This is a genomic window from Kribbella sp. CA-294648 (assembly GCF_050943845.1).
Lineage (GTDB): Bacteria > Actinomycetota > Actinomycetes > Propionibacteriales > Kribbellaceae > Kribbella.
The window spans coordinates 602,563-617,756 of sequence record NZ_CP191981.1 but is presented as its reverse complement, the minus strand read 5'-3'; the positions used below and the strand labels follow the sequence as shown (position 1 = coordinate 617,756).

Genomic DNA, 15,194 nt, shown 5'->3' with positions numbered 1-15,194 from the left:
AGCTGGGCCCCGTGGGTCAGGAAGGCAATTGGCCTCGGAGCCAACCGGGGCCAGTGGTCTGAGCGCCGAGCGCTTCCACTCGATCTCGGAGGCCTCGGTCGGCGGTGACGACGGTGATCTGGCGGTTGTTGTCCGCCGCGGCGGCTGTCGCGACCAGATCGACGATCGCGTCATCGCCCGAGCCGGAGGCCAGAACGATTCGGAGCTCGGGGTAGTCCGAGCCCGACCCCGAGTCGGAGCCCGTGCCCGAGTCCGTGCCCGTGCCCGTCGCGCTGTCCCGGTCTACTGCCGCCTTTGCTGCTCCTTCCAGGATGACGGCTATCTCGGTGGGTTCGTCGAGGCGGGCGGGGAGGGCTTGGAGGCTGGTGAGGAGGCGTCGGGCCGCGCCGGCGCGGTCGCGCCACCAGCCGTCGGGGCGTGAGCCGACCACGTTTGCCGCGTCGACGACCAGGAGGGGCACGGAGTTGTCGGTCACCGGATCAGTTTGCTCCTTCGGCCGGTCCGGCTCGTGCTTCTGCTGTCACGATCGGCGTGCCGAGGACACCTAGCCGCAACTTCACCGCCACGACGATCGCGACTGATTCCCCGGCTTGGTGGCAGGCGTGGACTTCCGCTTGCTGGGCAGCTGCGATTCGGCTGGCTGTCAGGCAGGCATCATTGGCTCCCGTCTGTAGTGCTTGGGCTGCACTGAGGGCTGCGAGATCCGCGGCGGATGCTGCCCGGTGGCGCCCGACGGACACGGCTGCCCAGAAGACGCCCACCAGACAGCCGCCGAGCAGGACCGTTGCCAGTCCGATCGCGAGGATGCTTGCAGTGCCTGACTCGCTTCGAGGGGTGGACTCAGCCATGGGTCGGCTCCGTTTGGACGGTGGCGGTGGCTTGGGCGGTTGGGTTGGGTAGGGCGCGGAGTACGCCGGGTGGGGTGGCTGAGGTGGCGATCACCTGGACGTGGATCGTGGAGTCGGTCTGGGTGATGGTGATGGTGGCGCCCGATGGTGCGGTTCGTTCGCCGAGTTGGCGGGCGGCCTCGGTGGGTTCGCCGCGCGCGACGGCTCGGGCGGTGTCTCGGGCCGCGTCGATGCAGCGGATGTTGGTGATGACGGTGCCGACGAGCCAGAGGCCCGCGGCCAGGACAGCCAGCAGGACGGGGATAACGAAGGCCACCTCGGCGGTCGCGGAACCGCGGTGGTTGTGACGGCGCTGGGTTGGCATGGACGTGCCTCCGGGTCGGCCGGCCGCGGCGGGGAGGGGTGACGCCGCGGCCGGAGGGCTTGGGGGTCAGATCTGTACGCCGTCGACGCCGGCGGCCTTCAGGGCGTAGTTGATGATTGCCTTGAGCAACGTCATCATCGCCGGCGACTTGAACAGCGCGATGAGGATGCCACTGAGGCCGCAGGCCGCGACGATCGTGACGGCGTACTCCGCGGTGGCGGCGCCACGGTCGGTGCGCTTGCGGGATCGGCGAGCGGGTACCAGCGCCAGGGACATGTCGAACCTCCTGCTCTGCGACCCGGCTGCTCCGGATCGGCTTACTGACAAGGTGCCGTCGTCAGAGCCCTTGCAGAAAAGGAGTTCTCAGCCTGGGGACAACTAGGTCCGATCGGCCTCCGCCAGGCGCTTCAGCTGGTCATCGGACAGTCGGAGCTGGGCTGCTTCCACGTTCTCCCGCAGGTGGTCCGCCGACTTCGTCCCCGGAATCGGCACCATCACCGGCGATCGATGCAGCAGCCACGCCAGCGAAACCTGCATCGGCGTGGCATCAAGCTCGGCCGCGATGTCGGACAGCACCCTCGAGGAGGTGGCATGCGCGCCCAACGCAACCGGCAGCCAAGGCACGAACGCAATTCCTTGCTCTGAGCAATGATCTAGGACAGCGTCGTGTTCGCGGTCGGTCAGGTTGTAGCGGTTCTGCACACTGACCACCTCGATCACCTGGCGCGCCTCTTCCAACTGCTCAATCGTTACCTCCGACAAGCCGAGATGCCGGACCTTGCCTTCGGCCTGCAACTGGGCCAGCGCGCCGAGCTGGTCCTGGAACGGCACCTGTGGGTCGATCCGGTGCAACTGCAGCAGGTCGAGCCGCTCGACCTTCAGCCTCCGCAGTGACAGTTCCGCCGCCTGCCGCAGGTACTCCGGCCGCCCGACCGGTTTCCATTCGCTCGGCGACGGGCGGGTATGGCCGATCTTCGTCGCGATCACCACGTCATCGGCGTACGGGTGCAGCGCCTCGGCCAGGAGCTCCTCGTTGGCGCCGATGCCGTACGCGTCGGCGGTGTCGATGAAGTTCACCCCCAGCTCGACGGCCAGCCGGGCCACCCGGATCGCGTCCGCGCGGTCCGCTACCGGCCGGAATCCGGTCAGCCGCATCGCCCCGAACCCGAGCCTGCGCACCTCCAGCTCACCGAGCTTCAGCGTCGTGGAGAGGTTCATCGGAGTACTCCTTCTGGTCGGCGCCGTGCAGCGCGACGGCGGCTCGTGTACTGCGCATGCTCGCCGCCGGCCGGAGAGCTCCTACAATGATTTAGCTATCACTAAATCGACAATTGCGGCTGCGGGTGACGGATGTGCTGACGATCAGCTTCACCGTGGAAGACCTCGCGCGCACCCGGCTCGCGGTCTCGCCGCTGTGGGAGGTGGTCGCGAGCATCCGGCTGCTCAAGACGCCACGGTCACAGACCTTTCACCGCACCTGGGCCCGGACAACCACGGAGCGGATCAACCGTTCGGGCGTCGAGCTCGATCTGCTCTTCGACTTGGTCGACCCACGGGTCTGGTACCTCGCCGACTTCCTGACTCCGCCCCCGCAAACGCCGGTGCCCGACCTGACCACAGATCTGAGCGCTCTGCGCCGGGTTCCCGCCGACCAGATTCGCGCGGATCTCGACGTACTTGCCTACGCACAGAAGAACCCCATCGGCTCGCTCGAGGCCGCATCCCTCCCCCGCCGCAGGCGACGCACCACCGCGAGCGACATGCCAACCTGCGCGATCGCCGACCTGTACTCCGATCCGCCGGCCGGCGTCGAGCGGCTGGTCGGGCAACTGCAGGCGTACTGGGAACTGGCGATGGCGCCGCACTGGGGGCGGATCCGCGCACTGCTCGAAGGTGATCTGTTGTATCGCGGACGGCAGCTCGGCCAAGCGGGACATGGCGGACTCTTCGACGATCTCGCGGCGACGGTGAAGTGGCGTGACGGGTCCTTGCACATCAGGCACCGGCGGTTCACAGGCGTGCGGCAACTGGCCGGCGAGGGGTTGCTGATGAGCCCGTCCGCTTTCGTCTGGCCGACGGTGTACTCGAGCACGATTCCGCCCTGGCAGCCGACACTGACCTACCCGGCTCGTGGAGTGGCGACGCTGTGGAGCGATCCGGTACGGACCACCTCAGCCGGCGTCACCGCAGTACTGGGGCGGTCGCGGGCCGAGTTGTTGACGCGCCTGGACACGCCGCGATCCACGACAGAGCTGGCTGCGCACATCGGGATGACAGCCGGCGGCGTCTCGCAGCACTTGAGTGCACTCCGGGCCGGAGGACTCGTCACTCCTCATCGGCTCGGCCGGGTTGTCCTGTATGCGCGCACGGCGGCGGCGGAGGCGCTGCTCGCCGCGGCCGAGGTCGGTACGCCGGGCTAGCCTGGTCGCCATGTTTGTTCTGGAACTGACCTACACCGCCCCGCTCGAGCGCATCGAGGAACTCATCGCCGACCATGTGGCCTGGCTGAAGCCGCAGTACGAGGCCGGGGTGTTCCTGATGTCGGGGCGTAAGGATCCTCGGGACGGCGGCCTGATCATTGCTGCCGGCGACGACCGGGCCGCGATGGAGGAACTGGTGGCGAGCGATCCGTTCTCGGTCGCGGGGGTGTGCGAGTACCGGGTGACGCAGTTCCTCGCGACGAACGTCGCGCCGGCGCTGGAGCAGTTCCGGGATCAGCCTTCAGTCTAGGAAGCTCAGCAGGCCGGACAGTGAACTGGCGATGGTCGGGATGATGCCGAGCAAGACGAACGCTGGAAGGAAGCACAGGCCCAGCGGTACGACCGAGCGGGACTCGACCGCACGGGCCTGCTCCTCGGCGGTCCAGCGGCGGGCTTGCCGGGTGTCGTCGGCTTGATGTTCGAGGATCTTCGCGAGTGGGGCGCCGGACCGGAGGGCTCGTTGGGTCGCGCGGGCGAAGGCGGCGCAGGCGGGCTCCTTGAGGAGGCATGACCAGGCGTCGATCGGGTCGGCGCCGAGGTTCATCCGGCGTTCGACCTCGGTCAGCAACTCTGCGAGTGGGCCGTCGAGAGACTTGCCGACCACTCCGATCGCCGCTTGCGGCGGGCGGCCGGCTCGGAGGCAGGCGGCTAGCAGGTCCACGGCCAACGGGAGGTCGGCGACTAGTCGCGCCGTACGCCGACGGTTGGCTGCGGGCTCCAATCGGCTGAGGGCGGGTGGGGCTCCGACGAGGACTACGGCGGCGGGGATCACGCCGGCTGGGATGCCGAGCATGAGGAGCAGGCCGACTGCGGCTGTGGCGGCGACCGTCAGGTGCAGGCGGCGCGTGGTTGGCGGTACCTCCTTTGGCGTCAGCAGGCTGAACGGCCAGCGTCGGGCGAGAGCAGGACGCTGCGCCGCCAGCCGTCGACGCCCCGGCGGGCTTGGAAGGAAAAGCACGACCGCTATTGCTATGGCGATCGCGGGAAGGATTGGGCCGGGGTTGTCCATGGGGGGTCAGGTTGTCGAGTGGGTAGGTTCCCACGGCGGTCTGGTCTGGGCGTCGGTCCAGCGGAGGCCGAGGATGATGAGGGTCAGGCCTAGCGCAAGGCATAGCCAGCCCGGTGGGGTGTTGGTGAGGAAGGCGAGCGGATCGGCACCGATGGCGTAGCCGAGTGCTGTGCCGAAGACCGGCAGAACCGCTAGCAAGCGGGCAGTCGCGCGGCTGCCGGCGACACCCGTCGTGATCTGGCGGCGGATGGTCTCGTCGGCGCGGAGGGACTCGGCCAGACGCTCGGTGATGAGGGCGAAGGCAGCGCCGGACTCGTCGGCGACTCGCCAGGCTGCTGCGAGGGCACGAAAACCTTCGGTTCCTGGGGATTCGGCGACTAGCTCAAGGAGGGCGGGGACGTCACCGCCCAGTTTGGCTGCTGCGGAGACGACCTCGAGATCTGGGCACACGGTGGCGGCGCCTGCCAGAGCGGCGGCTGGTGGGCGTCCGGCGCTGAGCTCTGCAGCTAGTACCTCGCAGGCTTCGATGACGGTGGCGCGTTTTGCGGCGGCGGCTCGGCGTTGGACAGAACGGGCGCGTTGCTTGACGACGACTGTTGCGATGACGCCGACTGTCACGGCTACTACCACCACGGATGGGTCGGTCGAGGCAGCGAGCAAGATGCCTATGGCAACTACTGCGGCAATCAGTCCGAGCCGTCGCGCGGTCGATCGGGCGAAAGCGCCTGCGCCTGCGCCGGCAGAACCGAGCCTTCGCCGCGGCGCTCGGCTGAACCGCTGTGGGTTGCCGGGCCGGCCCGAGGCGCCGGGCTGCTCGTAGCGGCTGGGTTGTGCTCGGCCGCGCGGTCTCGGGGTCGGGGTGTCGAGGCGGTGGAGGGCGCGGTTCGGCGATGGCACGAGGGTGACGACAGCGATCGCGGCCAGGAGCGCGGTCAGTGCTTGCATCAAGAAACTCCAAAGGAGCAGCGGGTGGTCGGTGGGGCTCGTCAGGTGGATGGGGCGGTGAACTGCGATTGAGTGCTGGCATGCAGTCGATCGGACGGCGGTGGGTGGTTGGGGTTAAGGCGGGGGTCAGGCTGCTTTGGGGTGGTTGGCGCTGAGGAGGGCGGCGGCTGGGTGGAGGGTGGGTGGGCCGGTGGGGGTGAATTCGATGGCGGGGACGGTGATGGCTTGGCCGGTGGGGGTTCGGGTGATGGCTCGGATTTCGGTGATGCGGCGTACGCCGGTTGGGGAGCGGGTCAGGTGGATCACCGCGTGCAGGGCAGAGGTGATTTGGCTGTGGATGGCTTCTCTCGTCAGGCCGGCCAGGGCTCCTAGCGCTTCTAGGCGGGCCGGGAGATCGGCGGCTGAGTTTGCGTGGACTGTGCCGCAGCCGCCTTCGTGGCCGGTGTTGAGCGCAGTGAGCAGGTCCACCACTTCCGCGCCGCGGACTTCACCAACCACTAATCGGTCGGGTCGCATTCGCAGCGCCTGCCGGACGAGGTCGCGCAACGAGATCTCCCCCGCGCCTTCGACGTTGGGCGGGCGAGCCTCCAGCCGGATCACATGCGGATGGTCGGGATAGAGCTCGCTCGAGTCCTCGACCAGGACAAGACGTTCGGCGGGATCGGCCAACGACAGCAGGGAGTTGAGCAGGGTCGTCTTGCCCGTGCCGGTGCCACCGCTGATCAGGAAGGCGACGCGAGCGTGCAGGAGATCTCGGAGTACGGAGGCTCCGACGGCGGGGAGGGAGCCTGCGGTGACCAGGTCCTGGAGGGAGAAGACCTTCCGGGACGGCACCCGCAACGACAGGCATGTCCCGGGCGCCGCGATCGGTGACAGGACGGCGTGGAAGCGGGTGCCGTCCGGCAGACGCACGTCGACGTACGGCGTCGCGTCGTCGAGACGGCGGCCGGCTGCTGCCGCGAGGCGGACAGCTAGGCGCCGGACGGCATCCTCGTCGCCGGTTCGCAAGGCGATGCGCTCGAGACCGGCGCCGCGATCGACGTACACCTCGTTGGGTCCGTTCACCAGGATGTCGGTGATGCCGGGCTCCGACAGCAAGCCGTCGAGTGGTCCGGCGCCCATCGCCTCACGCCGCAAGGCGGCCACGACGGCGAGCACGAGCGCGTCACCGCAGACCTCGCCTCCCGAGCGCAAGGCGGCCGCGACCAACGCCGGCGTCGGCTCGGATCCCTGCTCGGCAAGGATTCCGCGCACCCGGTCGAGGAGTTCGGCCGAGACGTTCATGCGGCGAGCAATCCGTAGAGACCGAACAGGTCCAGTACTTCGCCCGCCGCGCGCCCCAGCGCACTACGTGGCCGTGGGTCGAAGTACCCCTCGTCCAGAAGCGACGGCAGGTCGCGCTCGAACCCGAGCTTGGCCGCCAGCGGGAGCGACAGGTAATCGGCCACGTCGAGAGCGGACAACCCGTTGAGCCCAGGCTCCCGCGCGACCACCCGAAGGTCATGCGCGACCTCGCGCAACGGCGCCACCAACCGAGCGGCCGCCGCACAGGAGCGGACATCGCGCGGCACCACCACCAAAGTCGAAGTGGCGCGAACAAACGCCTCCTCGGCAGCAGGATCCGGACGACGCGGCAGATCGACCACGACCAGATCGCTGCTGCGCTGGGCCGCGCTGAGCACCGATCGCATCGCCTCTGGCGGAAGCGCGGTCACGTTCGACCGATCCCACGACAACACGGCCAACCCGTTCGCCAGCGGCAGCGCCGACCGCAACGCACTGGCACTGACCCGGCCAGCGGCATTCAGCAACGACGGCCACCGAGATCCCTCGTCGGCCTCGGTCCCGAGCACCAGATCGATACCGCCACCCAATGGATCGCCGTCAATCAGCAAGCAGCGCAAGCCACGCCGACTGCCGGTCACGGCAAGCGCCGCCGCCAAAGTGGTCGCGCCCGCACCACCACAGCCCCCGACGACGGCGAGCGTGACGGCGGTCCGCACCCCACCGTCCAATGCGTCGGCCAACTTGTCGCCAAGGGCAGCCTCCTCGGCCGGCATGGCAAAGACACCTTCGGCGCCGATCGCGAGCGCGTGCCGATACGCGTCGCCGTCGCCCGGATCGACGCCGGCCACGATCACGCCCGGCCGGCGGGCAGGCTGGGTCCGCGCCAGTGGCTCGGCCAGATCCTGACCGACCACAACCAGCACGGGAGTCTGCCAGTTGCGGCGCAGGCCGAGCAGGTCGTTCTCGACCCGGGGCGCGATCTCCGCGGCCGCGGCGAGGCGGAGCAGGTCGTCGAGCAGGAACTCGTCGGCGGTGGCCAGCAGCACGGCCGGCGGCGGCACAGAAAGAAGGTTCTCCATGCCTTAGAAGGTGCCGTCGTCGCAGGCCCGCGCCAGAACCAATCGAGAGCCTGTGGAGAACTGTCGGTTATCCGTCACCTGCGGCAACCCGCCAGCGCGACCCGGAGACCTGCGCGCCGGCAAGAGCTACGGTTCCTTTCGAAGCGTCCTTAACTAAATTGTTCCCAGAACGCTCCGAAGTCGTCCATTCGTGGACACCAGCTGGACAACCCGTGCCTTGCTCAGCTCCTAACCGGAGGTCCGCCCCATGAGTCGAATGCGCAGCTTCGCCGCTGTGGCCACTGTCGCCGCGAGCGCCCTGATCACGGTCGCCGGAATCTCGGCCGCCACCGCGGGACCACCCGCGACCAGTACCGCCCCAGCCGCCCGGGCCGCCACCAGTGGTGGCGTGAAGACGGCCTACTTCACCCAGTGGGGCATCTACCAGAACGCCTTCTATCCCAAGAACCTGATCACCACCGGGATCGCGGGCAAGCTCGACTTCCTCAACTACGCGTTCGCGAACATCCACCCGACCAGCCACACCTGCTTCATGGCCAACAAGGCCGCCTCGCAGGACGAGAACAACCCGAACGCCGGGGACGGTGCGGGTGACGCGTTCGCGGACTACGGCAAGTCCTACGGCCCGGACATCAGCGTCGACGGCGTCGGTGACGTCTGGAACCAGCCGATCCAGGGCAACTTCAACCAGCTGAAGAAGCTGAAGGCGAAGTACCCGAACCTCAAGATCCTGATCTCGCTCGGCGGCTGGACCTACTCGAAGTACTTCTCCGACGCGGCCGCCACCGACGCCAAGCGCAAGGCGCTGGTCAGCTCCTGCGTGAACATGTTCGTCAAGGGCGACCTGCCGATGATGGACGGCTTCGGCGGTCCCGGCAGCGCGGCCGGAATCTTCGACGGCATCGACATCGACTGGGAGTACCCCGGCTCGCCGGGCGGTCACGTCGGCAACCACTACAGCCCGGCGGACAAGCAGAACTTCACCCTGCTGCTGGCCGAGTTCCGTCGCCAGCTCGACGCGTTCGGCAGCAGCGTCGGCAAGAAGATGTGGCTGACCGCCGCGACGCCGGCGGGCCAGGACAAGATCAACAAGATCGAGACCGACAAGATCGGCGCGTACCTCGACTACAACAACGTGATGACGTACGACATGCACGGCGGCTGGGAGGCGACCGGTCCGACGAACTTCCAGGACCCGCTCTACCAGGCACCGGACGACCCGAGTACGCCGATCCCGCCGGGCACCAAGAAGTACTCCATCGACGGAGCCGTGAAGGCGTGGACCACCGGCGACCCGGAGTACGGGATTGCCGGCGGGTTCCCGGCGAACAAGATCACGATCGGCTATCCCTTCTACTACAGGGGATGGAAGGGTGTCCCGGCCACGGCGAACGGCAAGTACCAGACGGCCACCGCCCCGGCCGACGGTCACGCGTTGAGCGGCAACGTGCCCGGCGTCTCGTTCTACAAGGAGCTGACCGGCTTCGTCGACAGCCCGTCCGCGACGTTCTACGACGAAGCCACCAAGGCCTCCTGGTTCTATCGCAACGGCACCTTCTGGTCCGGTGACAACGCGCGGTCGATCAAGGAGAAGGCCGACTACCAGCACTGCAACGGGCTGGCCGGCGCGATGATGTACTCCCTCGAAGCTCTGGACCCCGGCGTCACGCTCTTCAACGCCGTCGTGAACTCGGTGAACGCCGAGACTCCCGGCTGCAGCGGCCCCACGCCGACGCCGACGCCGACCCCCACGCCTACTCCCATCCCGACGCCGACGCCGACCCCCACACCGACGCCGACGCCTACTCCCACCCCCACGCCGACTCCCACCTCGACACCTCCCACGGCGACCCCGTGGGCGCCGAACACCGCCTACGCGACCGGCTCCCTGGTGTCCTACAACGGCGTCACCTACAAGTGCATCCAGGGCCACACCTCGCTGACCGGATGGGAACCGCCGAACGTCCCCGCACTCTGGGGCCGGGTCTGATCACGTACCGCCCACTGATCGGAGCATGATGAAACGCAAGCACATCTCGGTCGCCATCGCGGCGATAGCAGCAGTGGTGATGTCCGTCCTGTTCATCCCGTCGGCCTCGGCCGCACCGGTGAGCGCGGCCTTCACCAAGGTGTCGGACTGGGGTAGCGGCTTCGAGGGCAAGGTGACCGTCACCAACGGCACCACCGCCTCGATCAGCACCTGGTCGGTCGCCCTGGACTTCCCGTCCGGCTACACCATCAGCAGCTCGTGGGACGCCACCCGTAGTACCAGCGGGCAGACTCATACCTTCACCCCGCCCGGCTGGGCAGGGCCGCTCGCTCCTGGCGCCAGTGTCACCTTCGGCTTCAACGGCAGCCCGGGCAACTTCCCCGGGATCAGTGCCTGCCGGTTGAACGGCGGCTCCTGCACTGGTGGCGGTGGCGGAACAGTCCCCGGTGCACCTAGCGGACTCACCGGTACGTCGACCGCCTCGTCCGTAAGCCTCTCCTGGTCAGCAGCGAGCGGCGCGACCAGCTACAACGTCTACCGCAACGGCTCCAAGGTGGGCACAGCCACCGGTACGTCGTACACGGACACCGGGCTGGCCGCGAACACGGCGTACAGCTACCAGGTCAGCGGCTCCAACAGTGTCGGTGAAGGCGCCAAGAGCGGCTCCATCTCCGTGACCACCAAGACAGGTGGTGGCGACACGGGCACCCGCAGGGCCGCGCCGTACCTCTACATGGGCTGGGGCGACCCGCCGAACCCGGCAACCGTCATGAACGCCACCGGCATCAAGTGGTTCACGATGGCCTTCATCCTGTCGTCCGGCGGCTGCAACCCGGCCTGGGACGGCGCCCGGCCGCTGCAGGGCAGTGCGGACGCCACGGCGATCGCCCAGATCCGTGCGGCCGGCGGCGACATCGTCCCGTCGATCGGCGGCTGGAGCGGGAACAAGCTCGGCCCGAACTGCAGTACGCCGGAAGCGCTGGCCGGCGCCTACCAGAAGGTGATCGACGCCTACGGCCTGAAGGCGATCGACGTCGACATCGAGAACTCCGACGAGTTCGAGAACGAGGTGGTCCAGGACCGGATCCTGAACGCGCTGAAGATCGTCAAGCAGAACAACCCCGGCATCCAGACGATCCTCACCTTCGGCACCACGACCACCGGCCCGAACTACTACGGCAACCGGCTGATCGAGCGGTCCGCGGCGCTGGGCGCGAACATCGACGTGTTCACCCTGATGCCGTTCGACTTCGGCAGCAGCAACATCTACAACGACACGGTCGCCGCGTCCCAGGGCCTGAACAACAAGCTGAAGGCGGTCTTCGGCTGGACCACCGCGCAGGCCTACGCCCACCAGGGCATCTCGGGCATGAACGGCCTGTCCGACCAGCAGGAAATGACCACGACGGCGACCTGGCAGAACATCACCAACTGGTCCAAGAGCAACGGCCTGGCCCGGCTGGCGTTCTGGTCGGTCAACCGTGACCGCGGCTGCGCGGGCGGCGGGGTCGTCTCCAATTGCAGCGGGATCGCCCAGCCGGACTGGGAGTTCACCCGCATCACCGCAGGGTTCTGACCGGTACTGCGTACCGCGGCGACCCGCCGCGGTACGCAGTACGTCAGCCGGCTCTGAGTGCCTGGACGATCAGTTCGTTCCGGGCGTCCTGGCCGTACGGGACCGAGGTGTGGATGCCCTGCCGCAAGTAGGTGCCGAGCCGGGTCGGCTTGGCCGCCAGCCACTCCGCCCAGCGGACGATCCGCAGGTTCGGGTGGCGGCGCTGTGCGTCGGCCAGCTGCAGGTTGATCCACGCGCTGTTGCGCTGGTCGGCCAGCTGGACCGCCGCGCTCACCGTCGTCCGCGCGACCTGGGTGTTCACCCAGAACACCGTGCGGCTCGTCCCGGCGATGCTCATCGCCCGGTCGACCTGCGCCCCGAAGACCGACGGCGTGAAGATGTCGTTGGTCCCGCACGCCATCAGGATCCCGCGGGTCAGTCCGTACTCGGCCTTCCACTGGGCCAGCGCGTCGACGGTCTCCTTCGTCGGCCGGCCGGACCAGTTGTTCACCGCCAGCGACAGGTTCAGCGAGCTCAGCATGCGCTGGGCCAGCGCCTTGCCGTCCTGGACGCCCAGGCTGTCCCCGAACATGAAGATGCCGTTGTTCTGCCGGGTGCGCTCGATGGTCGTGGGCGTGGAGATCGCCCTGGTCAGACGGGTCCACGGGGCCAGATCCCCCGATCCGAACCCGCCCGCCGTCGCACTCTCGGTCGCGGCCACGGTGGAGGCCGCCACCACTGCCCCGGCCAGAAACACTTGTCGCCTGTTCGGCCTGACACTCGTTGGCTTCCTCACTGGGGCAACCTTAGTGGATTTCCAGTTTCAGACAAACGTCTTGCACAAATGTCTTAATCGGCTTTAGCGTGGGCCCATGACAGACCTGGCCCTGACCCACGTGACCGTCATCGACCCCGAACGCGACCACCCCCAACGCGACCTGACCGTGCTCATCTCCGGGGACCGGATCACCAAGATCGGCGATCAGCTCCGGATCACACCCGGTACGCCGGTGGTCGACCTGACCGGCAAGTTCTTGATCCCGGGACTCGCCGACCTGCACGCGCACAGCATCAGCTCGGAACGGATCTCGCCTCCGCTCTACGTCCTCAACGGCGTCACCACGGTCCGCGAGATGGCCGCGTCGGCCGAGGTCAGCGACTGGCGGCGCAAGATCGACCGCGGCGAACTGCTCGGCCCGACCTGGGTGATCGCCAGCCAGATCATCGATGGCTTCCCGTCCCTGCTGACCGAACCTGGCGAGGAAAGCGACATCATCACGGTCACCACGGCCGCCGAAGGACGGCAGGCGGTACGCCGGGCCAAGGCCGAGGGCGCCGACTTCGTGAAGCTCTACTCCCGGATTCCGGCGGAGGCCTTCTTCGCCATCGTGGCCGAGTCGCGCAAGCTGCGGATCCCGATCGCTGGGCACGGTCCCGACCAGCTCCCGGTCGAAGCCGTGATCGACGCCGGCTATCGCAGTATCGAGCACCTGCACACGCTGCCGCTGGCCACCTCGAGCCGGCCGGCCGACGTACGGCGGGAGCTGGATGCGATCACGATCAGGCCGGGTGACTACGGCGGCTGGTTCCGGAAGCTCCATCCGATCGAGTGGCTGGCCGCGAACAACCCGAGCGCGACCCGCCGGGAAGCCGTGTTCGAGCGGATGGTGCAGCGCGGGACCAGGTCAGTGCCGACGCTGATCATGCACCAACTTCTGGACAAGCCCGAGGACGCGATCCTTGACGATGACCGGCTGCGCTACGTCCCGACCGAGACGCGGGAGTTCTGGAGATTCGTCCTGGAGGAGTACTACCTCAAGGGCCGGACGAACGAGGAGAAGGCGCAGCAGCGGGAGCTGTACCAGCGCCGGCTCGAGTTCGTCCACGCGATGCAGCGCGCCGGCGTACCACTGCTGGCAGGTAGCGAAGCCGGACTGGTCTACGCCTACCCAGGCTTCAGCCTGCACGACGAACTCGCCGAACTGGTCCGCGCCGGCCTCACCCCACTGCAGGCCTTGCGTACTGCGACAGTCGAGCCGGCCAGCTTCCTCGGTACGCCGACCGGCTCGATCCGGCCCGGCCGCATCGCCGACCTGGTCGTGCTCGATGGCGACCCGTTGGCCGACATCAGGAACACGGCCAAGATCCACGCGGTCGTCGTCCGCGGCAGGCTGATCGACTCCGCCGAGCGGCAACGCCTGCTGACCGACGTAGAAGCCGCTGCGGCTGAAACCAGGGTGAGAAACTAGCCAGATGACCCGAGCGACTGAGGCAGCGGACTCTCTTGGCCTGAGCTACGAAGTCACCCAGCATGGCCGGGTGAACTCGCTGGAGGAGGCCGCGGCGGCGCGTGGCATCGAGCCGGCCAAGTTGATCAAGACGATCGTCGTGCGGCTGGCCGACGACGACTACCGGTTCGTCCTGGTCCCTGGCGACCGGGAGATCGCCTGGCCCAAGCTGCGCGCGCTGCTGGGCATCAACCGCATCTCGATGCCCAGCGCCGACAGAGCTCTCGCCGTGACCGGCTACATCCGGGGCACGATCACTCCGCTCGGCAGTACCAGCGCCTGGCCGGTGATCGCCGACGAGCGGATCACCGGCACGATCTCGATCGGCGGCGGCGACCACGGCGTCGGCCTGACGGTGAACGCCGAGGACCTGGTCAAGGTCCTCGACGCCACCGTCGCGGATGTCACCGATTAAGCAAGCAGCCCTCGCTGACCGGCTCGCAAGCCGGCTTGGAAGCGGGTGGTGGCGTCCAGCGCCTTCAAGACGCGTTGCATCCGGCGCTCGACCGTTCGCTGCGCCACCCCGAGCCTGCGAGCTATCGCCTGGTCGGTGAGCCCAGCAGCCGCCAGCGCCAGCAGTTGCTGGTCCTCGAAGCTCAACGGCCCGTCCGAAGCCGACGGCGACAGTGGAGTCGCCTGCTGCCAGAGCAGCTCGAACAACCGCAGCAGCCCGTCCAGAAGAGAGGACGACCCGATCTCGATGAGCTCCTGCCCCGACTGCAGCAGCCCTGTCCGCCGATCGGCGATCACCAGCTTCAGCGGTACGTCGCGCAGCATCCGGCACCCGGGCGCAGCACTACGAGCCGCAGCCAGCTCCGTCGGCTCAACCAGCGCGGCCATGTCGTAAACGATTCGGTAGGCAATTCCATGGGCCCGCCGCGGCTCGATCGGCAGTACGACGAGCGGCGGCTTGTCGAGCACCAGCACTTCGCTCTGGGCACTCTGCTGGGCTTGCTGGAACCGCTGCGCCATCGCCTGCTGTCCGCGGATCACCGTGAACGGCCCAGCCTCTCGCCGGGCCCGGAACTCCTTGGTGAGCACAGCAGCACCGAGTCGCGCCTGGACGATCGCGGCCTGCTTGCGAAGGGCCAGGAGCTCCACGGCAGCCTCGGGCACGGCCGGGGTGTAGCGGGCCGGGCGTCCCGGAGTACGGGAAGCCAGGCCTAGTGAGAGGAGTGAGCGGAGGTGCCGGGCCACCCGTGCGGTGGTCCAGCCTGTGTCGGCGACAAGGTCGGTAGTAGTGGCCTCCGGCCGGGCCAGAAGCACCCGGTAGAGCTGCTCGTCCTCCGAGCAGACACCGAGCGCTTCCAGCACCGGAGCGGGTCGGTAGCTGTGCATCAGGGCCGCGC

The 15,194-nt window shown here is 68.2% G+C and carries 17 protein-coding genes; 6 read left to right on the top strand and 11 right to left on the bottom strand.

Going from position 1 to position 15,194, the window contains the following annotated elements:
- Window positions 1-16: 16 nt before the first annotated feature.
- From ACQPYM_RS03035 to ACQPYM_RS03015, 5 genes are all read right to left on the bottom strand, one after another.
- Complete coding sequence (locus tag ACQPYM_RS03035; protein ID WP_433014394.1) at window positions 17-475, bottom strand: hypothetical protein; 459 nt, start codon at window positions 473-475, stop codon at window positions 17-19.
- 4 nt (window positions 476-479) lie between these two features.
- Window positions 480-848 carry an Rv3654c family TadE-like protein gene (locus ACQPYM_RS03030; RefSeq protein WP_433014391.1) on the bottom strand — a complete coding sequence of 123 codons (369 nt, stop codon included), beginning with the start codon at window positions 846-848 and terminating at the stop codon, window positions 480-482.
- Complete coding sequence (locus ACQPYM_RS03025) at window positions 841-1,212, bottom strand: TadE family type IV pilus minor pilin (protein ID WP_433014388.1); 372 nt, start codon at window positions 1,210-1,212, stop codon at window positions 841-843. The genes ACQPYM_RS03030 and ACQPYM_RS03025 overlap by 8 nt, the downstream gene beginning before the upstream one ends.
- Window positions 1,213-1,278: 66 nt before the next feature.
- Entirely contained in the window at window positions 1,279-1,488 is a 210-nt protein-coding gene (locus ACQPYM_RS03020) for a DUF4244 domain-containing protein (RefSeq protein ID WP_433014385.1), read from the bottom strand.
- Between the two features lie 102 nt (window positions 1,489-1,590).
- Window positions 1,591-2,430 carry an aldo/keto reductase gene (locus ACQPYM_RS03015; RefSeq protein WP_433014382.1) on the bottom strand — a complete coding sequence of 280 codons (840 nt, stop codon included), beginning with the start codon at window positions 2,428-2,430 and terminating at the stop codon, window positions 1,591-1,593.
- 134 nt (window positions 2,431-2,564) lie between these two features.
- Here ACQPYM_RS03015 and ACQPYM_RS03010 point away from each other — a divergent pair, with 134 nt between their 5' ends.
- Together ACQPYM_RS03010 and ACQPYM_RS03005 are read left to right on the top strand one after the other, a co-directional pair.
- Window positions 2,565-3,632, top strand: a complete 1,068-nt coding sequence (locus tag ACQPYM_RS03010) for a DUF5937 family protein (protein WP_433014379.1) — start codon at window positions 2,565-2,567, stop codon at window positions 3,630-3,632.
- A 10-nt stretch (window positions 3,633-3,642) separates the two neighbouring features.
- Window positions 3,643-3,942 carry a YciI family protein gene (locus tag ACQPYM_RS03005; protein ID WP_433014376.1) on the top strand — a complete coding sequence of 100 codons (300 nt, stop codon included), beginning with the start codon at window positions 3,643-3,645 and terminating at the stop codon, window positions 3,940-3,942.
- On the opposite strand, the gene ACQPYM_RS03000 is transcribed toward ACQPYM_RS03005, so the two are convergent.
- From ACQPYM_RS03000 to ssd, 4 genes are all read right to left on the bottom strand, one after another.
- Window positions 3,934-4,650, bottom strand: coding sequence for a type II secretion system F family protein (locus ACQPYM_RS03000; RefSeq protein WP_433014373.1), 717 nt, complete (start codon window positions 4,648-4,650; stop codon window positions 3,934-3,936). The genes ACQPYM_RS03005 and ACQPYM_RS03000 overlap by 9 nt on opposite strands.
- Window positions 4,651-4,707: 57 nt before the next feature.
- Window positions 4,708-5,646 carry a type II secretion system F family protein gene (locus tag ACQPYM_RS02995; RefSeq protein WP_433014370.1) on the bottom strand — a complete coding sequence of 313 codons (939 nt, stop codon included), beginning with the start codon at window positions 5,644-5,646 and terminating at the stop codon, window positions 4,708-4,710.
- Between the two features lie 126 nt (window positions 5,647-5,772).
- Window positions 5,773-6,930 (bottom strand): TadA family conjugal transfer-associated ATPase, encoded by a 1,158-nt coding sequence (locus tag ACQPYM_RS02990; protein ID WP_433014367.1) that lies wholly within the window; start codon window positions 6,928-6,930, stop codon window positions 5,773-5,775.
- Window positions 6,927-8,012: a septum site-determining protein Ssd gene (gene ssd / locus ACQPYM_RS02985; RefSeq protein WP_433014364.1), complete on the bottom strand. Its 1,086-nt coding sequence runs from the start codon at window positions 8,010-8,012 to the stop codon at window positions 6,927-6,929. The genes ACQPYM_RS02990 and ssd overlap by 4 nt, the downstream gene beginning before the upstream one ends.
- Before the next feature lie 247 nt (window positions 8,013-8,259).
- Between ssd and ACQPYM_RS02980 the strand changes: the two genes are divergently transcribed.
- Together ACQPYM_RS02980 and ACQPYM_RS02975 are read left to right on the top strand one after the other, a co-directional pair.
- Window positions 8,260-10,002 (top strand): glycosyl hydrolase family 18 protein, encoded by a 1,743-nt coding sequence (locus ACQPYM_RS02980; protein ID WP_433014361.1) that lies wholly within the window; start codon window positions 8,260-8,262, stop codon window positions 10,000-10,002.
- Window positions 10,003-10,027: 25 nt separating this feature from the next.
- The gene (locus ACQPYM_RS02975; RefSeq protein ID WP_433014358.1) at window positions 10,028-11,578 is read left to right on the top strand and encodes a cellulose binding domain-containing protein; all 1,551 of its coding nucleotides are present in this window, start codon (window positions 10,028-10,030) and stop codon (window positions 11,576-11,578) included.
- A 43-nt stretch (window positions 11,579-11,621) separates the two neighbouring features.
- On the opposite strand, the gene ACQPYM_RS02970 is transcribed toward ACQPYM_RS02975, so the two are convergent.
- Window positions 11,622-12,314 (bottom strand): hypothetical protein, encoded by a 693-nt coding sequence (locus tag ACQPYM_RS02970; RefSeq protein ID WP_433014355.1) that lies wholly within the window; start codon window positions 12,312-12,314, stop codon window positions 11,622-11,624.
- Window positions 12,315-12,429: 115 nt separating this feature from the next.
- Here ACQPYM_RS02970 and ACQPYM_RS02965 point away from each other — a divergent pair, with 115 nt between their 5' ends.
- Both ACQPYM_RS02965 and ACQPYM_RS02960 read left to right on the top strand, forming a co-directional pair.
- Window positions 12,430-13,806, top strand: coding sequence for an amidohydrolase family protein (locus ACQPYM_RS02965; RefSeq protein WP_433014352.1), 1,377 nt, complete (start codon window positions 12,430-12,432; stop codon window positions 13,804-13,806).
- 4 nt (window positions 13,807-13,810) lie between these two features.
- On the top strand, window positions 13,811-14,260 hold the full coding sequence (locus ACQPYM_RS02960; protein ID WP_433014350.1) for an aminoacyl-tRNA deacylase: 450 nt from the start codon (window positions 13,811-13,813) through the stop codon (window positions 14,258-14,260).
- Here the strand turns inward: ACQPYM_RS02960 and ACQPYM_RS02955 are convergent.
- Window positions 14,257-15,183 (bottom strand): helix-turn-helix domain-containing protein, encoded by a 927-nt coding sequence (locus ACQPYM_RS02955; RefSeq protein ID WP_433014347.1) that lies wholly within the window; start codon window positions 15,181-15,183, stop codon window positions 14,257-14,259. The two genes, ACQPYM_RS02960 and ACQPYM_RS02955, sit on opposite strands and share 4 nt — an antisense overlap.
- Window positions 15,184-15,194 lie beyond the last annotated feature (11 nt).